The organism is Bradyrhizobium sp. AZCC 2289 (genome assembly GCF_036924615.1).
Taxonomy (GTDB): domain Bacteria; phylum Pseudomonadota; class Alphaproteobacteria; order Rhizobiales; family Xanthobacteraceae; genus Bradyrhizobium.
On sequence record NZ_JAZHRY010000001.1, the window covers coordinates 5,444,903 to 5,466,541 of the forward strand.

Genomic DNA, 21,639 nt, shown 5'->3' on the forward strand with positions numbered 1-21,639 from the left:
GGGAACGCCGGAACCGTGCGCACGATCTACAAAATCAGCCCCGCCTCGGCCTGGCGCGAGGCCGAGCGGCAGGGCGTGTACCGGGGCAGCGCCGACGATGCGCGCGACGGCTTTATTCACTTTTCCACAGCTTCGCAGGTCGCGGAGACCGCGCGGAAGCATTTCTTCGGGCAAACCGGCCTGTTCCTGATCGCGGTCGATGCCGACGCGCTGGGGGATGCGCTGCGCTGGGAACCGTCGCGCAATGACGAGTTGTTCCCGCACCTCTATGGCGAACTCGACCTTGGCGCGGTCACCGCCATCCTCGACCTGCGCACGCGATCCGACGGTTATCATGAGATCCCGGAGCTTGTGCCGTGATTCGCGCCTTCGACGCCTTCTCGCTGCCGCTGTTGCGCTGGTTCGATCCGGAGGACGCCCATCGCATGGCGATCCAGGGCCTGCGGTTGTTGCCGCCGATCCGGCAGCGGGTAGACGATTCGAAACTCGCGGTGCGGGCGTTCGGGCTGAATTTTCCCAACCCGATCGGCATGGCGGCGGGCTTCGACAAGAGCGCCGAGGCGCCGGATGCGCTGCTGCGGCTCGGGTTCGGCTTTGTCGAGATCGGCTCGGTGACCCCCAAACCGCAGGTCGGCAATCCCCGGCCACGGCTGTTCCGGCTGGAGCGGGATGAAGCCGTCATCAACCGCATGGGCTTCAACAATGACGGCGCGGAAGTCGTGCTGCGGCGGCTTGCCGCGCGCGCGCATCACGGCGGCATCGTCGGCGTCAATGTCGGGGCCAACAAGGATTCGCCGGACCGCGTCGCCGATTACGTCAAGCTGATCGAGACCTTTGCGCCGGTGGCGAGCTATTTCACCGTCAACGTCTCCTCGCCGAACACGCCGGGCCTGCGCAATCTGCAGCAAGCGGCCCAGCTCGACGAGCTCCTGGCCAAGGTGATCGATGCCCGCGAGCGCGTCCGCACCAATGCCGGCGATTCGCCGGTGCTGCTCAAGATCGCGCCGGATCTCAGTCTCGCCGAACTCGATGACGTCGTGCACATCGCACGCTCGCGCCGTGTCGACGGCATGATCGTGGCCAATACCACGCTGGCGCGCCCCTCCACCCTGCGCGAAACCAATCGCGCGCGAGAGCAAGGCGGCCTGTCCGGACGGCCGCTGTTCCGGCTGTCGACCCGGATGGTGGCGGAGACCTATGTCCGCGCCGAGGGTGCGTTCCCCCTGATCGGGGTCGGCGGCATCGATTCCGGCGGCGCCGCGCTGACCAAAATCCGCGCCGGCGCCAGCCTGATCCAGCTTTATTCGTCGCTGATCTACAAGGGCCTTGGCCTCGTCGAAGACATCAAGAACGATCTCGCCTCGACGCTATTGCGCACCGGCCGCGACTCGCTGTCGGAAATCGTCGGCGCCGACGCCGCGACCATCACGGCCGAGGACTGGCCGGTTCAGTAGTCGAAATGGTGCGCGTGGCTTTCACCTCGCCCCGCTTGCGGCTGTTCGATTCACACATCTTGAAGCCTCAGAGTGGTGCCGAACTTGATGCGCTGGAAGTCGTCCAACCCCCAGCGCATGGTTTTGGGTCCGGGCTTTCCGTAATAGCCGTCCCATCCGCCGAGCCTGGCGATGACCCAGGCAGCGAAGGCGAGGGAACCTTTGGGGTGCGGGTTTTTCTGGCGGGCAGTCTGCCCTTCGAGTTTAGCCGACAGAGCCTCCAGAATGGGTTGATCGTCCGGTTCGAAGGCATCGGCCAGTTGCCGGTCGGTCGTCCCTTCACGAGCCTTGACCAATTGCATGACGGTAACTGTCGCGACGGTTGCGGCTGCGACGAACTTGATCATGACCTGTGGATCGCCAATGTCGGCTTTCTCGATATCGAATCCTGCCGTCTTGAGGGTTCGGAAGAACTCTTCGATGCTCCACCGCATCCGGTAGAGGTCTACAATTCTGCGCGCCTCGGCCGTGTTCGTGACGGTGTGCGTGGTGAGAAGCCGCCAATGAACCGGCTCACCGTCTTCAAGCGGCGAGACCTCGCGAACGTCGACCAATGTCAGGGTAACGCTTGCCGGCAGATCGGGTGCGGCTCCATGTAGCGGCTTGCACAATTTGACGGACGAGAAGCGCAACGCCAGTTCCGCCGCCCGCGCTTTGCGACCCGGTGCAGCAGGGATTTTCACGCTGTACCGATCCGCTTCCGGCAGGTCGTCGATGAACGTGAACAGCAGCGCGTCGGCCTCCTCGGCGTCCTTGATTTTCCGGTTTTGGCAGGCTCGGACGATCAAATGTGTGTTGGTCGGACGACGCGCAAAATGCTCGTAGAAGTCGCTTTCCCGATCCGACAGCACGGTAATGCTGTTCGCCGCTGCCAGTACCTCGCTGGCACACGTCGTTGTATCGAGCCAGCGCTGCGATTCCTTATCTTCCGTCGCACGAGAGCGCCGCGGTGTGACTGCACCAGTGTCCCGATTCCAAATCGTGGCATCCACCAGCCCGAGTAGCGCGCCGGTTCCAATCTCCAGCGCTATCGCAGCATGCAACAGCAGTCCGCCCAGCGCGCCGCCTTTTCCGACAGGTCCATACCCGCTCGCTCGGGCGCGCCGACCTCCCAACGCCAGTTCGCTGGTATCCTGAGCCACAACGATCTCACGGCCCGCCACTCGCGCTGCGGTGCCGTGACACGCATGGCACACCATTTCGTCGGCAGTCACTGCCGGGTTGTGAAGGAACCGCCTGAACCGCATCTCCTGCGATCGACGTCCCGCAAGCCGTCGGATACGACAACCCGGTCGCTCGACGAGGGCCGCGTGGAACGCCGCCCCCCTTTTTCTAGGCGGCGGTCGCCAAACCGTCCCAGCCCAAATTCCATGGCCGCTATCTCCGCTGCGAATCAACGATCCTCAACGGAATCAGCCCCCAAAAATCTCGGCAACCGAAATGTGTGCATATGACAGCCGCTTGCGGGGAGAGGTCGAATTGCGAAGCAATTCGGGTGAGGGGGACTCTCAGCGCATTCGGTGTTCGTTGAGGCAGCCCCTCACCCCGCCCCTCTCCCCGCAAGAGCGGGGCGAGGGAGAAGTGGGCCGCTCCGCTTTATTATACTTTGAACGACTTCTTCAACAGCGCCGGATAGCGCAGCGCTTCCAGGCCGCCGCGGGCGGCGTAGTGCACCAGCAGCGCGCCCCACAGGCCGGCATTGCCGAACGATCGCAGCGCCAGCCATGCAGCGAGAAAGATTGCCAGCGACAGCAGCATCAGATTGCGCATGTCGCGGGCCCAGGTCGCGCCGATATAGACGCCGTCATAGGCGAACGCGAACACGCCGAGCATTGGCGCGAAGATCACGAATGGCAGATAGTCGCGTGAAAGACGCCGGACCTCGGGGTTCGCGGTCATGAAGTCGATCAGCGCAGGCCCGGCAAACGCGAATGTCGCGGCCACCGCGAGCGCAAAGCCAAATCCCCAGATCACGACCAGTTTTACCGCGCCAGAAAATCCGTCCCGGTCGCGGGCGCCATAGGCGCGGCCGCACAGCTGTTCGGCGGCGTTGGCAAGGCCGTCGAGGAAGAAGGCGCTGATCAGCAGGAAATTGTTCAGCACCGAATTGGCGGCCAGCGGAATGTCGCCGGCGCGCGCGCCTTGCGCGGCGAAGAACAGCCATACCGCGATCAGCGCCGCGGTGCGGACCATGATGTCGCCGTTGACCGACAGCATGCGCAGCAGTTTTGCGCGGTCGAACAGTGTCGCGCGCGAGATGCCGAGCTTTCGCTGCGTAAGGCGGGCCGCGATCACGATACCGAGCAGCAGCCCGGTGGCCTCCGCAATTACGGCGGCGATGGCGGCGCCGGCGATGCCGGCGTCGAACACCAGCACCAGCAGCGCGGTCGCGACCGCATTGGTGACGTTGATCGTGATCTGCGTCGTCAGCGCCAGCGTGGCGCGCGCCTGCCCGATCAGCCAGCCGAGCACGACGTAGTTGGCGAGCACCAGCGGCGCCGACCAGATCCGGATCGTGAAATAGGTTTTGGCGGCGCGGGTCACGCCCTCGCTGCCGCCCATGGCGGTGAGCAGCGCGGCGGCGAGCGGGATCTGCAGGGCGATCAGCGCCGTGCCGATCAGCGCCGCGACGATGAGCCCGCGCACCAGGATCGCGCGCCATTCCGTCGTCTCGCCGGCGCCGAGCGATTGCGCGGTGAACGCGACCGTGCTCATGCGCAGGAACGCGAACAGCCAGAACAGGCAGTCGAACAGCACCGACGCCATCGCGACGCCGCCGAGCAGCGTGGCGTCGCCGAGCCGCCCGATCGCCGTGGTCGAGACGATGCCGATCAGCGGCGTGGTCAGGTTCGCGATCATCGCCGGGCCTGCGATGGCGAACACCTGCCTGGTCGTTACTTTCGAAGCAGGATTTGGCGCGTACATGTCAGAATATGACCACCATGCCGTCTTCGGCCGCGGTGTAGGGCAGCTCATCCAGCCGCCCGAGCATGTCGTCGCTCATATGGGTGAGGATCAGCCGTTTGGCGTTGATCTCGGGCAGATGCGCTTCCAGCGTTTTCAGGCTGAGATGGTTCTTGACGATCTTGTCGTAATAATAGGCTTCCGCAATGAACAGGTCGGCATCGCGCGCCGCCGGGATCAGCGTCTCCGTCCATTCGGTATCGGCGCTGTAGGCGACCACGCGCCCTTCGGCCTCGATCCGGTAGGCCAAAAACGGCCCGCCGGATTCGCCATGCACCACCGCATACGGCGTGACTTCTACGGCGCCGAAGCTGCGGGTTTCCTCAGGGGTGAGCGCGACGACCGAGAGATCGAAGCGTTGTTTGGTTTTTGAGGAATGCTCGAACAGCGCTTCCATCAGTTGCGCAAGCCGCGTCTCGATGCCTTTGGGACCTGCAATGACCAGCGGGCGGGTGCGGCGCGTGAACTGGGCGTCGAGCAGGAAAAACGGCAGCCCGGCAAAATGGTCGCCGTGGAAATGCGTGATCAGGATCAGGTCGATGTCGTCGCGTGCGATCTCAAGCCGCTTCAACGCCGGCAGCGAGGACGCGCCGCAGTCGATCAGGAAATTGACGCTTTTGCCGGTGACATGGAAGCAGGTGTTGGACCTGCCGCCGGAGCCAAGCGCGTCGCCGCAGCCGACAAATCGCAATTGCATCGGCTGCACCCGTTTTCGAGGGGAGGTTTACCGGCCGCGCGGCGTGCCGAACAGCCGCGACAGCAGCCAGATCGGGATCACGATCACGGCGCCGAGCAGGAAGTAGCGCCACAGCCAATTCACGGCGTCGAAGCCGAGGTCCCACAGCCGCTGGAACAGCATCCGGATGCTGTGAATGATGTTCCAGGGATCGAAGCCGATGGCGGCGAGCACCACGCCGACCAGGATCGACAGCAGGATCAGCCGGAACGCCACCGCCAGCGGCGAACCGCCGAGAAAGCGGTACAGGCCGTCATTGCTGGCCGGCAAGTCTCTGACGTCGTTGGGCATCGGTCTCTCCTGCGGTGGTGCCCGCATTATAGGTCACCGCAGGGCACATGGGGAACCTGCTTGCGCGGGGCAATGGCTGCCGTCCGGCCTTGGAACCTTAATTATTGGACAGTCTTCAACATCCGTTCCAGCGTCTCCAGCCGGTCGGCCTCGCGCGGCGGCTTGTCCCAGCGCAGCCGGCTGATGCGCGGAAACCGCATCGCGACCCCGGATTTGTGCCGCGGCGAGCGCTGTAGCCCCTCGAAGGCAACTTCCAGCACCAGCCCCTGATCCGGTTCATGCACGACATGGCGGACGGGGCCGAATTTCTCGGTGGTGTTGCGGCGGACGAAACGGTCGATCTGCAGCAGTTCTTCGTCGGTGAAGCCGAAATAGGCTTTTCCGACCGGCACCAGTTCGTCGCCGCCGTCGCCTTTGGTCCAGACGCCAAACGTGTAGTCCGAATAATAGGACGAGCGCTTGCCGTGGCCGCGCTGCGCATACATCAAGACGGCATCGATGATGTGCGGATCGCGCTTCCACTTCCACCACTGTCCTTTGGGCCGTCCCGGCAGATAGGCCGCGTCGCGCCGCTTCAGCATCACGCCCTCGACCGCCTCGGCATCCTCGCCCGCGCCGGCGCTGGCGGGATCGGCGCGCGCCGCGGTCAGCGCCTCCCAGCTTTCGAAGGGAATCGTCGGCGACAGGTCGATGCGCGGGTCGTCGAGTTTTTTGACGAACGCTTCCAGCCGCGTTCGGCGTTCGACGAACGGCAGTTCGCGCAGATCGTTTTCGTCGTCGCCGAGCAGATCATAGGCGCGCAGATGGATCGGAAATTCCTTCAACAGTTTTGGCGAAACGACTTTGCGGTTGAGGCGCTGCTGCAGCACATTGAACGTCTGCACGCGCGCCTCGCGCAGCACCAGCAATTCGCCATCGATGGCGCCGGGCAGATGCAGCGACGGCAGCAGGTCCGGAAAGCTTTTGGTGATGTCCTCGCCGGTGCGCGAATACAGCCGCGCCTGCATATGGCCGCGCTCGTCGCGGCCGCTCACCGCCTGGACGCGGATGCCGTCCCATTTCCATTCCGCGACGAAATCCGATGCGTCGAGATTGGCGAAATCCGCATCCTCGATCGCATGCGCCAGCATCACCGGGCGGAACGGCGTCGGATCGCGATTGACGGGCTTTTCTGCGCGGCCCTCCAGCCACGCGAACAGCTCGTGATAGGGTGGCGAAAGGCCCGGCCACATCAGCTCGACGTCGTGCGGATCCTTGTCTCCAAGGGCGGCGGCCGCGGTTTTTGCCAGACGCGCCGAAATCCCGATCCGCATCGCGCCGGTGACGAGTTTTAACAGCGCCCAGCGCCCGGTCTCGTCGAGTTCGTCGAGCCAGCGCGCCAGCTGCTTTGGCAGTTCGGTCTTGCCGAGGGTGCGCAGCGTGGTGACGACCTCGGTCAGCGTCGGCGGCGGGGGATTGTTGTGGGCGCGGTGCGCTTCACCTCTCCCGCTTGCGGGGGAGGTCGGATCGCGAAGCGATCCGGGTGGGGGCTCTTTCTCTCCGTCGAGCAAGCGGCCAGACCCCCACCCATAGCCGATGCTTCGCATCGGCGTTCTCGAGGACGGCGGCCGTAGGCCGCCTATGCCTCCCCCGCAAGCGGGAGAGGGGGCAGACTGCGCCCGTGGCTGGGCCTTCGGCCACATCAGCGCCACCGTCTCCGAGAGGTCGCCGACATAGTCGTAGGACAATCCGAACAGCACGGGGTCGGTGCGGTCGGTGATCAAATCGCGGATCAGGCCGGGTTTTGCATGTTTGAACGACAGCGCGCCGGTCAGCGCCGCCAGCGCGTAGCCGCGATCGGGATCGGCGGTTTCGCGAAAATAGTTGGTGATCAGCCGCAGCTTGTTGTTGCGGCCGGGCTCGTAGGCGAGGCGATCCAAAAGTTCGGCAAAGCGGTTCATGCCTCGGCCTCGTCCGCCGACACCGCTTCGCTTTCATCCTCGTCGCCATAGCCGACCAGATCGAGCGGCCGCGCGGCAAGGCCGTTTGTCTGGCACCAATGCACCAGCGCGTCTTCCTGGCCATGGGTGACCCAGACCTCGCCGGCGCCGGTTGCCGCGATCGTCGCGGTGAGCCCGTCCCAATCCGCGTGGTCGGAAATCACCAAGGGGAGTTCGACGCCGCGCTGGCGGGCGCGGGCGCGCACCCGCATCCAGCCGGATGCAAACGCGGTCACGGGATCGGGAAATCGCCGCGTCCAGATGTCGGACGTCGCCGACGGCGGCGCCAGCGTGATGGTGCCGGCGAGATCGGCCTTCTTGATGCCCTTCACGGCGCGGAGATTGCCGAGGGCGATGCCGCGGCTTTCGTAGTAGCGCGTGATCTTCTCCATCGCGCCATGCAGATAGACCGGTGCGTCGTAGCCGGCCTCGCGCAACAGCGCGATCACGCGCTGCGCCTTGCCGAGCGAATAGGCGCCGACCAGATGGGCGCGCTCCGGAAACAGCGCCACCGACGCCAGCAGTTTTTTGACCTCGTCGGCGGCGTTGCCGTGGCGAAACACCGGCAACCCAAAAGTGGCTTCGGTGATGAAGACGTCGCACGGCACCACCTCGAACGACGCGCAGGTCGGGTCGGGCGCATCCTTGTAGTCGCCGGACGCGACGATGCAGGTGTCCTTGCAGGTGACCGCGATCTGCGCCGAGCCCAGCACGTGGCCGGCGGGATGGAATTTGATTCTGACGTCGCCGAGCCGGATCTCCTCGCCATAGGCAACGGCCTGTGTGCTGCGCGCAAAATCGTCGCCATAGCGCAGCCGCATCATGTCGAGCGTCTCTTGGGTGGCCAGCACCGCGCCATGGCCGGGGCGGGCGTGGTCGGAATGGCCGTGGGTGATCACCGCCCGCTCGACCGGCCGCACCGGATCGATATGAAAGCCGCCGGGCTTGCAGCACAGGCCGGCGGCAACGGGCATCAGGATGTCTTGCGGGCGCATTTTGGATATATAGGCCGGCTTGGCCCCAATTTTTAGCCGTCATGCGCGGGCTTGACCCGCGCATCCATCTTTCGGAAGAATCCTTTGATTGATGGATTGCCGGGGGCGCAGACAAGTTTACGTAGTCTACGCAAGGCAGACTACTGTGCCCGGCAATGACGAACAATGACAAGTGTGGTCCCTGAAATGCCCGCCCGCGTGTTCCTGTCCTCCGGCGATCTGATGGCCGACCGCCGCTTTGAATTCGCGCGCGATCTGCAATTGAAGGGCGATCTCGTCGCCGCCGCCGATCTGCTGCTGCAGGCCACCGAACTGGCGCCGGATTTTGTCTCCGCCTGGTTCACGCTCGGCGACATCCGCGAGCAGCTCGGCGAGCAGGATGCTGCGATCGCGGCGTTCCGCAACGCCCATGCCGCCGACCGCGGCGACCGCCATGGTGCCAGCCTGCGGCTGATGCGGCTCGGCGCCGAACAAGTGTCCGGCATGCCGCCGGCCTATGTGCAGACGCTGTTCGATCAATATGCGCCGCGGTTCGAAACCGCCCTGGTGGACGACCTCGGCTATCGCGGCCCGGCAATTCTGTTCAAGGGAGTGCTGTGGGTTCGTGCCGTCGCCAGGAAGCCAGCCTTCTTCAAGCGCGCGATCGATCTCGGCTGCGGCACCGGGCTGGCCGCTGCTGCCTTCGCCAGCAATGTCGATCGCTTCATCGGCATCGACCTGTCGCCGCGCATGATCGAAAAGGCGCGCCTGACGGGGCTCTATGCCGAGCTTGAGGTCGACGACATGCTGGAGGGACTGCGCAGCAAGCCCGAGACGAGCGCCGAACTCATTCTCGCCGCCGACGCGATGGTCTATGTCGCCGATCTCCTGCCTGTGCTGGCGGAGGCGAGACGCGTGCTGGTGTCCGGCGGCGTACTCGCGTTCACGGCCGAAACCCATGACGGCGAGGGCGTCATCGTCGGCCCGGGGCTGCGCTACGCGCACAGCGCGGACTATGTGCGCGCGTCGGTGGAGGCGGCTGGACTGAAATTGTCCCGGCTTGAAGACCGTTCCGCCCGCAACGAGGACAATTTTCCGGTGCCGGGCCTGGTCGTGGTCGCGGCGAAAACCTGATTTCTTTTTCCTTCTCCCCTTGTGGGAGAAGGTGGCATAGGCGGCCTTCCGGCCGCCGTCTCTTAGAACGCCGATGCTTTGCATCGGCTATAGCGCCGGATGAGGGGTCTCTATCCGCGGAGACAGACCCCTCACACGTCGCCTCACTGCGTGAGGCGCCACCCTCTCCCACAAGGGAGAGGGGAAGAGTCGCTGCCAAAACTTGAGTCTACACGCTGCGATTTCCGCCTCGCGGAAATGGCGCTAGAGCGGTTTTCGGTTGATGTGAATCGGAACAGTAAGGGGGTTCCCAGAGGCGCGCAAATCAGATTCGAGTTGCTTTGACAGCAACGGCGAGGTCGCGCGATGGCGAAGGGATACTCGAAAGACCTCAGGGCGCGGGCGGTCGCGCTTGTCGAAGACGGCGAGAGCAGACGGGAAGCGGCGCGGGTGCTCGGTCTCGGCGCCTCGACCGCAATCCGCTGGATCGAGCGCTGGGCGACAACGGGCAGTGTAGCGGCATTGCCCGGCACGGGCCACAGCCGCTCGCCGCTCGAGGCGCATCGCCAATGGCTGCTTGATCTGGTCGCAGCGGAGCCGGACTTGACGCTCGAAGAGATTCGCGCGCGGCTCAAGTCCGAGAAGCGGCTGAAAACCGGTACGACCTCGGTCTGGCGCTTCTACGAACGCCACGACATCACGTTCAAAAAAAACTCTGCACGCCGCCGAACAGGATCGTCCTGATGTCGCTGCAGCGCGTGCCGCGCTGAGGGTCGAGCAATCCAAGCTTGATGCGCCGCGCCTCGTCTTCATCGACGAGACGGCGGTTACGACCAAGATGGTCCGGCATCGCGGCCGCTCACCGCGTGGCGAGCGTCTCGTTGCGAGCGTGCCGCACGGCCACTGGAAGACGCTGACGCTCGTTGCCGCGCTGCGCATCAATGGCCTGACGGCGCCTTATGTCATTGACGGCGCGATGGATGGGCCATCGTTCCTCGCTTATGTTGAGCAGATCCTCGCGCCGACGCTGCGCAAAGGCGATATCGTATTCATGGATAACCTGCGCACCCACAAGATCGACGGCGTTCGCCAGGCGGTCGAAGCGGTCGGCGCCAAGGTGCGCTATTTGCCGGCCTACTCGCCCGACCTCAATCCGATCGAAATGGCATTCTCGAAGCTAAAGACAGCGCTGCGCAAGGGGGCCGCTCGCACCGTGACAACGCTGATGAAGCTGATCGGCAGGCTCATCAAGACATTTGCACCCGAGCAGTGCGCGAACTACTTTCGACATGCCGGATACGCGTAGTGACCCATATCAAGTGGAAAGCGCTCTAGCTTTCACGAGCGGTATTGTGTCGCGCCACTCCCAGTTCGCTATTGCCGTGCCTGCGGGAATGTAGATCATTGCCCGCAACCCAGGGAGAAACAAAAGCCATGAACAGGAAACAAACAAGGCGCGAATTCGGCGCCACCGCGCTTGCCGCCATCGCCGCATCAGCCATGCCCGCCCCTTATGTCTGGGCGGTCGAGAAGAAATACGATCCGGGCGCGACCGACACCGAAATCAAGCTCGGCCAGACCGTGCCGCATTCCGGCCCCGGCTCGATCTACGGCGTGCTGGGGCGCGTTGGGGAAGCCTATTTCCAGATGCTGAACGAGAACGGCGGCATCAACGGGCGCAAGATCAAGTTCTTTACCATGGACGACGCCTACAGCCCGCCGAAATGCGTCGAGGCGACGCGGCGGCTGGTGGAGCAGGAGGAAGTGCTGGCGCTGTTCGGCTCGCTCGGCACCGCGCCGCAGACCGCCGTGCATAAATACCTGAACGCGAAAGGCGTGCCGCAGCTTCTGCTGAATACCGGCGCGTCGAAGTGGAACGATCCGAAGAACAACAAATGGACCATGGCGGGCCTGCCGCTCTATCCGACCGAGGCGCGCATTCTGGCAAGACATGTCTTGAGTGTGAAGCCGAACGCCAAGATCGGCATCCTCTACCAGAACGACGATTTCGGCCGCGACTTCCTCGGGCCCTTCAAGAAAGTGCTGGAAGATGCCGGCGGCACCGCCAAGGTGATCATGGAGCAGACCTACGACCTGACCGAGCCGACGGTCGATTCGCAGCTCATCAATCTCTCCAAGTCGGGCGCGGATGTTTTTTACAACATCTCGACCGGCAAGGCGTCGTCGCAGTCGATTCGCAAAGTGGTCGAACTCGGCTGGAAGCCGCTGCAATTGCTTTCGGCCGGATCGACCGGACGTTCGATCCTCAACGCCGCGGGCTTCGAGAATGCCGCCGGCATCGTCGCCATCCGCTATTCCAAGGACGCCGGACCGGGGCGTTGGGAAAAGGATAAGGACGTGATGGCGTTCGAGGCGTTGCGCGCGAAATATCTGCCCAACGTCGATCCCGACAACACCATCGCCTATGCCGGCTACGGCCAGGCGGTCTCGATGGGCGAAATCCTGCGCCGCTGCGGCGACGAACTCACCCGCGCCAATGTGCTGAAGAACGCGAGCACGCTGGCCGGATACCACTCGCCATTCTTCCTCGACGATATCAATTACAGCTACACCCCCGACGATTACACGCCAATGAAGACGCTGCACATCTCGATCTTCGACGGCAAGGACTGGCAGATTTCGGAGAAGGCGGTGACGGAGTAACGGGCCCCGTCGCCTCATTCCGTTCGTCGTCCCGGCGAAAGCCGGGACCCATAACCCCCGGTGCCCGCTGTGGCGTGCGCAAGCGGCCCCAGGGCTGCGCTTCGCAAGCACCTGTGGTTATGGGTCCCGGGTCAAGCCCGGGACGACGTGGTGGGAGCTTGCTGGTGATTGGTGCCCCTCGACGAAGCCGTCCCGACGGCTTAGCTCTTAGCGCGTGCCGTCCCTTGTCCTGCCCTTGCCATCGGCCGAAGCCGAGCCCCTGCTGCCCGACCGCTTCCTTCAATGGTTCGCGTCGCGCGGCTGGTCGCCGCGCGAGCATCAGCTCGCGCTGCTCGCAAAAGCCCGCGACGATCGTTCCGCACTGCTGATCGCGCCGACCGGCGCCGGCAAGACGCTGGCGGGGTTTCTGCCGACATTGGTGGAGCTCTCCGCTCCATCGCCTGCGGAGGGGGCCAAGAAAAGCGTCATCTCTACCGGCCGCGCCGTGAAGCGCACCGGTGGTCTCCACACCCTCTACATCTCGCCGCTGAAAGCGCTCGCGGTCGATATCGCGCGCAATCTGGAAACGCCGATTGCCCAGATGGGGCTGCCGATCAAGGTCGAGACCCGCACCGGCGACACACCGGTGTCGCGGCGGCAGCGGCAGCGGCGCTATCCGCCGGATATTCTGCTGACGACGCCGGAGCAATTGGCGCTGCTGTTGTCGTCCGACGACGCGCCGTTTCTGTTTTCGTCGCTGAAACGCATCGTGCTCGACGAGTTGCACGCACTGGTGACCTCCAAGCGCGGCGATCTGCTGTCGCTCGGCCTGGCGCGGCTGTGGCGGCTGGCGCCCGAGATACGCGCGATCGGCCTGTCGGCGACGGTGGCTGAGCCGGAATCGCTAGCGCGGTTTCTGGTGCCGCAGCGCGACGGCAGACCAGAAGGCGCCGACATCGTCATCGCCGGCGGCGCCGCGGCGCCTGTTGTCGAAATGCTCGATACCAGGGAGCGGTTGCCCTGGGCCGGCCACAGCGCGCGCCATGCGCTGAACGAGGTCTACGACCTGATCAAGCGCAACAAGACCACGCTGGTGTTCGTCAACACCCGCAGCCAGGCCGAGATGCTGTTCCAGGATCTCTGGCGCATGAACGACGACGGCCTTGCGATTGCGCTGCATCACGGCTCGCTCGACGTCGCGCAGCGCCGCAAGGTCGAGGATGCGATGTCGGCCGGCAGACTGCGCGGCGTGGTCTGCACCTCCTCGCTCGATCTCGGCGTCGACTGGGGCGACGTCGATCTCGTGATCAATATCGGCGCGCCCAAGGGTGCGTCGCGGCTGATGCAGCGAATCGGCCGCGCCAATCACCGCATCGACGAGGCGTCCCGCGCGGTTCTGGTGCCGGCCAACCGGTTCGAGGTGCTGGAATGTGCGGTAGCGATCGACGCGATCGCGGAGAACGCGCAGGACACGCCGCCGCTTCGAATTGGTGCGCTCGACGTGCTGGCGCAGCATGTGCTCGGCTGCGCCTGCGGCGAACCGTTTCTGTCCGACGAACTCTATTCGGAAGTGCTGACGGCGGCGCCTTATTCCGGCCTGACGCGAACCGATTTCGACGACGTGGTCGATTTCGTCGCCACCGGCGGCTATGCGCTGAAGAGCTATGAGCGTTTTGCGCGCATCAAGCAGGACAAACAGGGCCGCTGGCGCGTCACCAATCCCCGGGTGCGGCAGAGCTACCGGATGAACGTCGGCACCATCGTCGAAGAGTCGATGCTGAAAGTTCGCCTGGTGCGTTCGCGCGGCGGTGCGTCAGGGTCGACCGGCGCGCTCGGGCGCGGCGGCCGGATGCTGGGCGAGATCGAGGAATATTTTATTGAAGGGCTCGTGGTCGGCGACACCTTTGTGTTCGGCGGCGAGGTGGTGCGTTACGAGGCCTTGGTCGAGGACCAGGTCTACGTCTCCCGCGCCCATGACAGCGACGCAAAGGTGCCGTCCTATATGGGCGGCAAATTTCCGCTTTCGACCTATCTCGCCGAACGCGTGCGAAAACTGCTCGACGACAAGCGCGCCTGGAACGCGTTGCCGGATCAGGTGCGCGACTGGCTGTCGCTGCAGCAGGGATTTTCGCGCGTACCGGGAGTGCGCGAGTTGCTGGTGGAAACCTTTCCCCGCGGCAGCAAGCATTACTTCGTCTGCTATCCCTTCGAGGGGCGGCTGGCGCACCAGACGCTCGGCATGCTGCTGACGCGGCGGATGGAACGCGCGCGGGCGCGCCCGCTTGGTTTCGTCGCCAATGAATATGCGGTTGCGGTGTGGGGTCTCGGCGACATGTCGTTCATGGTCCGGCACGGCCAGCTCGATCTCAACGCGCTGTTCGATCCGGATATGCTCGGCGATGATCTCGAGGCGTGGCTTGCGGAATCCGCGCTGATGAAGCGCACCTTTCGCAATTGCGCGATCATTTCCGGCCTGATCGCGCGGCGCTTTACCGGCGAGGAAAAATCCCGCCGCCAGGTGCTGTTCTCGACCGATTTGATCTACGACGTGCTGCGCAAGCACCACGCCGACCATGTGCTGTTGCGGGCGGCGCGCGCCGATGCGGCGTCGGGATTGCTCGATCTTCGCCGGCTGGGTGATATGCTGTCGCGTATTCACGGGCGAATCACCCATCGGGAACTCGACCACGTTTCGCCGCTCGCGGTCCCGGTGATGCTGGAAATCGGCCGCGAGTCAGTTTATGGCGAAGCGTCCGACGAATTGCTGGCGGAAGCCGCCGATGAACTCGTTAAAGAGGCGACAGGGTAAGACGGGATAAAAAGTGACGGCAGCCGCGCAATCTTCAGGGGATGATCAGACCGTGCGCGCTTCGACTGTTACGATTGCAGATGTAGCGCTGCTCGCCGATCTCTCCGGCGCGCTGTTCTGGGAAGAGCAGCGCCTGCTCGTCGTCTCCGACCTGCACCTCGAAAAGGGTTCCAGCTTTGCCGCGCGCGGCGTGCTGCTGCCGCCCTACGATACGGTGGCGACGCTCGGCCGGCTTGCCGCCGTCATTGCCCGCCACGACCCGCGCATGGTGATTGCGCTCGGCGACAGTTTTCACGATCGCACGGCGCATGAACGTCTCGCGGATTCGAATCGCGAGGCGCTGACTGCGCTGCAGGCGCGGCGAGACTGGATCTGGATATCGGGCAATCACGATCCGGCACTGCCGTCCGATCTCGGCGGCGTGGTCGCCAGCGAAGTCGCCATCGGGCCCATCGTGTTCCGCCACGAGCCGACCGGCGCGTTCGGCGAAATCGCCGGCCATCTGCATCCCAAGGCGCGGGTTCCGACGCGCGGGCGCACCATGGAGCGGCGCTGCTTTGCCAGCGACGGCAAGCGCGCGGTGATGCCGGCGTTCGGCGCCTATACCGGGGGGCTGAGCATCCGCGACGCGGCATTCGCCAAAATCTTCGGCACGCCGGGCTTCATGGCGCATGTGCTCGGCGACCGCAAACTGCACGCGATCGCGGCGTCGCGGTGTTATTGATCTGTGTGGCGGCCTTGGGCTCCGGGGCTTTACCAACCGCTGTCTCGTCATTGCGAGGAGCGATAGCGACGAAGCAATCCATTGCCCCGTTTGCCGCCCTATGGATTGCTTCGCTTCGCTCGCAATGACGATGTGGAGAGATTGGTGCGACAAAACAGCCCGACGGGCAAATCAGTAAAAACCTGTCCAGCCCTTCCCATAAAATATTTCGCCTCCGCCGTTGGGCAAATCAGTGGTTTGACTCCGCGCGTCTCACCCGAGCAAGGGGCGTTTCTCGAGTCGTCACGAACGCGCGGTGGGATGCGATGGACGCGACAACGTCGCATGGGCAGCGTGATTTGCGTCACAGTCTCGGCGACGCGGATTGAGCATGGTCACACCTTCATCAAAGGAGCAGACCATGAGCAGCCTCAACACCGAGCCTAAGCTTTCGAAATACGAATTGAACGAGGAACAACTCGAGAAGGCCACTGGTGGATCATCTCTGTCGCTTAGTTACGCACGTGTAAAATTTGAGTACACCGAGCAGAAGCCGGATGGCACCGCTGCGGGTAACGTGGCCGCCAAATGGAGCCTCGCTCAAGGTGCCGTAGCGTGATGGCCAGGCACAACATGTCAATCACCCGCGCTATCACTCTGAGTTGTGCGCGGGTGTTCGCAAGCAAAGGAGCGCGATCATGACACGACAGCGCGATGACAAGGACCTCGAAGCCCACGTTCCCATGGCAGAACTGAGCGAATGCGACCTTGAGAAAGCGACCGGCGGTTCACAGTCTTCCGGAAGCGGTTCAGGCAAAGTCCGGCACGGTGACCTGCAATTTCAAAAATATCTTGATAAGGCATCCATCATTCTCTGACGGGAGCCTTCTCCTGATGCGGGAAGCACGGTTGTCGCGTCCTTGGCCGTGGGCGTGGTCGGCGGGTTAGCTGCTCGCGGAGTTGACCGGCGGGCGTGCGCGGCGTGGCGGCATGCCCCCCCGGCGCATCGGCACCATCTCGCTCCCGGCGTCCGCGTTTCGGACGACCCAGGGGAGGGTGACGGTCACAAAAACTGCCCGACGGGCAAATCAGTAAAAACCTGTCCAGCCCTTCCGATAAAAATATTTCGCTTCCGCCGTCGGGCAAATCAGTGGCTTGTCTCCGCGCGTCTCACCCGAGAAGGGGCGGATCGCGAGTCGTCACGAACGCGCGGTGGGATGCGATGGACGCGACAGCGTCGGGCGCGCAATGGGATCGCAGGGCGGGTGTTCCCGTGAGCGATCGGCCGGCGCGCGGACGAACGGCGCTGCAAACCGTCTTCGACGAACTTTGCCTGGCGGCACGAGGCCGGCGAAGCACTCGGTGAAGACGGGCGCGGACGGTGAAGTCGTGTGGTTCCGGCGCCCCGATGCTGGCGTCAAGTTTTGCGAAAGATGCATCCGCCCAACCGGGTTTGAGATGCATCTGTCATCCGCAAGGCGACGGTGGCAAACAAGCCGGTCACCGGGGAGAGCACGAAGTAAGCCGTAAACCATTCGCGCGGGGAAAGCCGGAGTGATCCGGTTGAACCTGTGGTCCACTCGTGCGCTTTTTGTGCGCACGACCGCGGGTGCAATCGGCGCCCGGCTTTCCCTGCGCCCTCTGTTCTCAAGGGGGTCGAAATCGACGCAAGCCTCGGGCGCAATGCGCCGCGAGATTGCGGACGCGTATCCGCTCGCTGTTTGAAATTTGAATCACAAGCATCAACCCGTCATTGCGAGGAGCGCGAGCGACGAAGCAATCCATGCCTCAGCAAGCGGAGAGATGGATTGCTTCGCTTCGCTCGCAATGACGTAGAGTAAAGTGAAGCGCTCCACAGGATGACGAAATCAATAGCGTCGCAGGCTCGGCGCTACGCCGCCTTCGCCTGAGCCGTATTGCAAAACTCCGCGAGCCGATCGGCGAGCCGCAAGGTCGCGGGACTGGCGCCGGGGGCTGCTCACCATGGACACCAACGACACCATCGAGACCGCGCGCGCGTTTCCGGACGCCGTGATCGTGCCCGTTCATACCGATGGATGGGCGCATTTCCGCCAGAGCGCGAGCGATCTGCGCGCGTCCTTTGATACACTCGGCTTTGGGGCGCGGTTGCGGATTCTGGAGCCCGGCGTCGCGACGGTCATCGAGCCGTCATCTCGCGCTTGATTCCGCGCAATGAAATAGCCCGCGCCTTCAGGTAGGATGTTGCTGGAACCGGAGCTTGCCCGGTACGTTATCGCGGCGGCTGGACCGGGTATGGCGCAACTCAGGAAGATCACCGCGAAGAACCACAAGAAGCCCGGCGACAAGCCGGCCCCGAAGGTCGAACCCCGACAGCGGTTTGACTTCAGGCTTTTCCTCAAATCGCTCGGGCCGGGACTGATCACCGGCGCGTCCGACGACGATCCGTCGGGGATCGGCACCTACAGCCAGGCCGGCGCGCAGCTCGGCTACGGCATCGGCTGGACCATGCTGCTGACCTTTCCGCTGATGGTGGCGATCCAGGAAATTTCCGCACGGGTCGGCCGCGTCACCGGGCACGGCATCTCGGGCAATGTGTGCCGCTACTATTCGGCCCGGCTGCTCAATGCCGTGGTGGCGATGCTGTTCATCGCCAACACCGTCAACATCGCGGCCGATCTCGCGGCCATGGCGGATGCGACCAAATTGCTGATTGGCGGGCCCGGCATCGTCTATGTGCTGCTGTTCGGCGTGACCTCGGTCGTGGCGCAGATATTCCTCGACTATAAACGCTACGTGTCGGTGCTGAAATGGCTGACGCTATCCCTGTTCGCCTATGTCGCAGCCCTCGCATTCGCGCATATTTCGTGGCGCGAGGCGCTGGCCGGCGTGCTGGTTCCGCGCCTGACCTGGAGCGCGGATTATTTCACCACCATCGTCGCGATCTTCGGCACCACCATCTCGCCCTATCTGTTTTTCTGGCAGGCCTCGCAGGAGGCCGAAGACCAGCGCGTCGATGTGCACAAGCAGCCGCTGATCGAGAAGCATTACGGCGCGCAAAAGGAATTCAATCGCATCCGCGCCGACACCGTGGTCGGAATGGCATTCTCCAATCTGATCGCGCTGTCGATCATCGTCACCGCCGCCGCGACGCTGCACGCGGCGGGCAAGATCGATATCCAGACTTCGGCGCAAGCCGCCGAGGCGCTGCGTCCGATCGCCGGCGCATTCGCCGAAGTCATCTTTGCGCTCGGCATTATCGGCACTGGCCTGCTGGCCATCCCGGTGCTCGGCGGCGCCACCGCCTATGCCGTCGGCGAGGGCCGGCGATGGCCGGTCGGGCTCGCGCGCAAGCCCAAGGAAGCGGTTGCGTTCTACGCGGTGCTGGCGCTGTCGGCCGGAATAGGGATCGCGCTCAATTTCACCCCGATCAATCCGATCTCGGCGCTGTACTGGAGCGCGGTCGTCAACGGCGTGCTCGCCGTTCCCGTGATGGTGCTGTTGATGATCATGTCCCGCCGCAAGGACGTGATGGGCCATTTCGTCATCGCTGGCCCGCTCTATTGGCTCGGATGGCTGTCGACCGCGGCGATGCTGCTCAGCGTGCTGGCGATGGGGGTCGGGCTATTTGTTTGAGGTCATTCCGGGGCGATGCGAAGCATCGAACCCGGAATCTCGAGATTCCGGGTCTGGTCCTTCGGACCATCCCGGAATGACGACTGCTTCGCTCAATCCTTCCGGAACACAATGGACGCCATCCAGCCCGTCATCAGCGCCATGAACGCCGTTACCAGCCCGTAGACGAGCCCATTCTGCCTCGCGGTGGTGGCGACGAACTGTTCGAAGCCGACCTTGACGATCTCGAACGCGGTCTCGGTCTTGGTCACCAGCGCGCCATCGGCAAACAGTTTGATCTCGACGTCATAGGTGCCGATCGGCACCGCGGCCGGCAGCGGAATGCCGGTGCGAAACAGCGTCGGCGTCAGGAACGTCACCGCCGAGGTCGCCTCGCGATAGAGCCCGTGTTCGCTGCGCAGCCGCACGAAGGCGCTGCGGAACGCGTCGTTCGGCACCACGTCGGCATAGTCGGGGCCGACGCGCTGGGTCAGCAGCACATTGTTGAGGCCGAGCTGTTGCCGCCGCTGCACCTCGGGCGAAGCGATGGCATCGAACGGCCGGTTGGAAAACAGTGCGAGATAGGTCGGCACCTGCAGGAACTGCCGCGAGTCGGTGTTGATCCAGATGCCGAATTTGCGTTCCTTGCGGCGCGTCACCATGTCGGCGCGCGGGCCGGCAACGGTGACCACGAGATCGTAATTGTTGCGGCTGGCCGGGGTCGTGGCGTCCTTTTCGACCGAGCCGAACAGCACCAGTTCCTCACCGGAATAGTTCGGCGTCACGGTCACGCGATGGTTCGACACCGACACGATCAGCCGTTCGGCGCGCACAGGCGTTGCCGCCAGCGCCGTGGCCAGTACCAGGCCCGCGAGCGTGAGGCGGACGCGCGCGGTCATCCCGTGCCTCCGGTTTCCCGGATGGTGAAGAGATCCTCGGGACGGATCACGAGTTCAATGGCGAAGCGGACGCCGACGGCGAGAACCAAAAGCCCGAGCAGCAGGCGCAGATGTTCGCCGCGGATTTTCTGCCCGGCACGGGCGCCGAACTGCGCGCCGGTGACGCCGCCGACCATCAGGATCAGCGCCAGCACGGCGTCGACCAGATGATTGGTGACCGCATGCAGCAGGGTGGCAAACACCATGGTGACCAGCGTGAGCACCATCGAGGTGCCGATCACGGTCGAGGTCGGCACCCGCAACAGATAGATCATCAGCGGCACCAGGATGAAGCCGCCGCCGATGCCCATCACCGCGCCGATGAAGCCGATCACCAGGCCGACCACGATGATGGGAATGACCGACAGATAGATCTTCGAGCGCTTGAAGCGCATCTTCAGCGGCAAGCCATGAACCCAGCCATGGCTGCCGGAGCGGCGCGCCGGTGCCGCGCCGCCGCGCCTGGCCCGCAGCAGCGCGCGCAGGCCTTCCCAGAACATCAGCCCGCCGACGGCGGTCAGCAGGATCACATAGGACAGCGCGATCAACAGATCGAGCTGGCCGAGCGCGCGCAGCCGCGTGAAGGTCCACACCCCGAGCGCGGTGCCGATACTGCCGCCGCTGAGCAGCACCAGCGCCAGCATCGGATCGATGGCGCGCCGCCGCCAATAGGATATCGCGCCGGAGAACGAGGAGGCCGCGATATGGCTCGCGACCGAAGCGACCGCGACCGCGGGCGCGATGCCGACGAAGATCAGGAGCGGCGTCATCAGAAAACCGCCGCCGATGCCGAACATGCCGGAAACGAAACCAACCGCCGCGCCCATCGCCAGGATGAGGAAAACATTGACCGGAATGTCGGCGATCGGGAGGTACAGCTGCACGCGGGTCGCTTTTATGATTGCGCCGCGAGCCGGCTGAAGGCCGCTTCACGGCATGGATTCTTGATCGGGCATTTGCCGGCGGCGAAATCCGCATCTCGCGCGCGCAAAACGGGCGAGCGCGGATCGGGCGCCGCATCTTTGCATAACCGAAATCGGAGGTCGGAGGGACTAAAGAATCCGCCCGCGGGGCTTTTTTTGCCGCAAAGCCCCACGCGCCTTCGGGCGTGGTGAATAATCAGGATTAATGCGTGGGTGGCGGGCTCACGGCACCCGAAGCGGATCGGTGATGAGGTTCATCGCGGAAGCTTCCTTGGTGCCGAGCCAGCGGACGTCCCTGGTCTCCGACATGGCTTCCACGATGGCCGAGGAGACGCCCATCCTGGTCACATAGCTCAAGACCATCCCCGCGGTCCGCTGGGTGTCGGCGACGGGGTCGCGCCCGGGCGTCACAGCGTTCGGCAAGATCGCGCGCACACCCTTGGTGGCGCGCTTATCTACACGGGTTCATCGCTGAGATA

The 21,639-nt window shown here is 64.2% G+C and carries 19 protein-coding genes and 1 pseudogene; 11 read left to right on the forward strand and 9 right to left on the reverse strand.

From position 1 onward, the window contains the following. Positions 1-15 precede the first annotated feature (15 nt). Entirely contained in the window at positions 16-360 is a 345-nt protein-coding gene (locus V1289_RS25775) for a DUF952 domain-containing protein (protein ID WP_334399913.1), read from the forward strand. Then, positions 357-1,454 (forward strand): quinone-dependent dihydroorotate dehydrogenase, encoded by a 1,098-nt coding sequence (locus V1289_RS25780; protein WP_334399914.1) that lies wholly within the window; start codon positions 357-359, stop codon positions 1,452-1,454. Before V1289_RS25775 ends, V1289_RS25780 begins: the two co-directional genes overlap by 4 nt. Before the next feature lie 50 nt (positions 1,455-1,504). Here V1289_RS25780 and V1289_RS25785 read toward each other — a convergent pair whose 3' ends face one another. The 6 genes from V1289_RS25785 to V1289_RS25810 all read right to left on the reverse strand — a co-directional run bounded on the left by V1289_RS25785 (position 1,505) and on the right by V1289_RS25810 (position 8,458). Beyond that, positions 1,505-2,740 (reverse strand): IS4 family transposase, encoded by a 1,236-nt coding sequence (locus V1289_RS25785; protein WP_334399915.1) that lies wholly within the window; start codon positions 2,738-2,740, stop codon positions 1,505-1,507. 352 nt (positions 2,741-3,092) lie between these two features. After that, complete coding sequence (locus tag V1289_RS25790; RefSeq protein WP_334399917.1) at positions 3,093-4,418, reverse strand: MATE family efflux transporter; 1,326 nt, start codon at positions 4,416-4,418, stop codon at positions 3,093-3,095. Between the two features lies 1 nt (position 4,419). Further along, a complete protein-coding gene (locus tag V1289_RS25795) occupies positions 4,420-5,154 on the reverse strand; it encodes an MBL fold metallo-hydrolase (RefSeq protein ID WP_334399919.1) in 735 nt (244 codons plus the stop codon). A gap of 27 nt (positions 5,155-5,181) precedes the next feature. After that, positions 5,182-5,484: a DUF6460 domain-containing protein gene (locus tag V1289_RS25800; protein WP_334399920.1), complete on the reverse strand. Its 303-nt coding sequence runs from the start codon at positions 5,482-5,484 to the stop codon at positions 5,182-5,184. A 101-nt stretch (positions 5,485-5,585) separates the two neighbouring features. Then, a complete protein-coding gene (locus tag V1289_RS25805) occupies positions 5,586-7,424 on the reverse strand; it encodes a cisplatin damage response ATP-dependent DNA ligase (RefSeq protein WP_334399921.1) in 1,839 nt (612 codons plus the stop codon). Further along, positions 7,421-8,458, reverse strand: a complete 1,038-nt coding sequence (locus tag V1289_RS25810) for a ligase-associated DNA damage response exonuclease (RefSeq protein ID WP_334399922.1) — start codon at positions 8,456-8,458, stop codon at positions 7,421-7,423. Before V1289_RS25810 ends, V1289_RS25805 begins: the two co-directional genes overlap by 4 nt. 186 nt (positions 8,459-8,644) lie before the next feature. Between V1289_RS25810 and V1289_RS25815 the strand changes: the two genes are divergently transcribed. The 9 genes and pseudogenes from V1289_RS25815 to V1289_RS25855 all read left to right on the forward strand — a co-directional run bounded on the left by V1289_RS25815 (position 8,645) and on the right by V1289_RS25855 (position 19,320). After that, on the forward strand, positions 8,645-9,571 hold the full coding sequence (locus V1289_RS25815) for a class I SAM-dependent DNA methyltransferase (protein WP_334407683.1): 927 nt from the start codon (positions 8,645-8,647) through the stop codon (positions 9,569-9,571). A 345-nt stretch (positions 9,572-9,916) separates the two neighbouring features. Next, positions 9,917-10,856, forward strand: a protein-coding gene (locus V1289_RS25820) for an IS630 family transposase (RefSeq protein ID WP_334397836.1) whose coding sequence is annotated in 2 segments (ribosomal slippage) — positions 9,917-10,255 and positions 10,257-10,856 — 939 coding nt in all. Because the reading frame shifts where the segments join, the coding sequence is not laid out codon by codon here. Between the two features lie 128 nt (positions 10,857-10,984). Beyond that, positions 10,985-12,214, forward strand: a complete 1,230-nt coding sequence (locus V1289_RS25825) for an ABC transporter substrate-binding protein (RefSeq protein WP_334399923.1) — start codon at positions 10,985-10,987, stop codon at positions 12,212-12,214. A gap of 214 nt (positions 12,215-12,428) precedes the next feature. Beyond that, positions 12,429-15,002 carry a ligase-associated DNA damage response DEXH box helicase gene (locus V1289_RS25830; RefSeq protein WP_334399924.1) on the forward strand — a complete coding sequence of 858 codons (2,574 nt, stop codon included), beginning with the start codon at positions 12,429-12,431 and terminating at the stop codon, positions 15,000-15,002. Between the two features lie 52 nt (positions 15,003-15,054). Further along, positions 15,055-15,726, forward strand: coding sequence for a ligase-associated DNA damage response endonuclease PdeM (pdeM, locus tag V1289_RS25835; protein WP_442896075.1), 672 nt, complete (start codon positions 15,055-15,057; stop codon positions 15,724-15,726). Between the two features lie 400 nt (positions 15,727-16,126). Further along, positions 16,127-16,324, forward strand: coding sequence for a hypothetical protein (locus V1289_RS25840; protein WP_309181567.1), 198 nt, complete (start codon positions 16,127-16,129; stop codon positions 16,322-16,324). Between the two features lie 79 nt (positions 16,325-16,403). Continuing rightward, a complete protein-coding gene (locus V1289_RS25845) occupies positions 16,404-16,583 on the forward strand; it encodes a hypothetical protein (RefSeq protein WP_334399928.1) in 180 nt (59 codons plus the stop codon). A 1,099-nt stretch (positions 16,584-17,682) separates the two neighbouring features. Further along, a pseudogene (locus V1289_RS25850) lies at positions 17,683-17,889 on the forward strand (MBL fold metallo-hydrolase); the annotation flags it as partial. Between the two features lie 90 nt (positions 17,890-17,979). After that, positions 17,980-19,320: an NRAMP family divalent metal transporter gene (locus V1289_RS25855; protein WP_334399930.1), complete on the forward strand. Its 1,341-nt coding sequence runs from the start codon at positions 17,980-17,982 to the stop codon at positions 19,318-19,320. Between the two features lie 92 nt (positions 19,321-19,412). On the opposite strand, the gene V1289_RS25860 is transcribed toward V1289_RS25855, so the two are convergent. From V1289_RS25860 to V1289_RS25870, 3 genes are all read right to left on the reverse strand, one after another. Beyond that, positions 19,413-20,198, reverse strand: coding sequence for a TIGR02186 family protein (locus V1289_RS25860; protein ID WP_334399931.1), 786 nt, complete (start codon positions 20,196-20,198; stop codon positions 19,413-19,415). Beyond that, entirely contained in the window at positions 20,195-21,121 is a 927-nt protein-coding gene (locus tag V1289_RS25865; protein WP_334399933.1) for a sulfite exporter TauE/SafE family protein, read from the reverse strand. The genes V1289_RS25860 and V1289_RS25865 overlap by 4 nt, the downstream gene beginning before the upstream one ends. Positions 21,122-21,382: 261 nt before the next feature. After that, the gene (locus V1289_RS25870; protein ID WP_334399935.1) at positions 21,383-21,583 is read right to left on the reverse strand and encodes a hypothetical protein; all 201 of its coding nucleotides are present in this window, start codon (positions 21,581-21,583) and stop codon (positions 21,383-21,385) included. Positions 21,584-21,639: the final 56 nt, after the last annotated feature.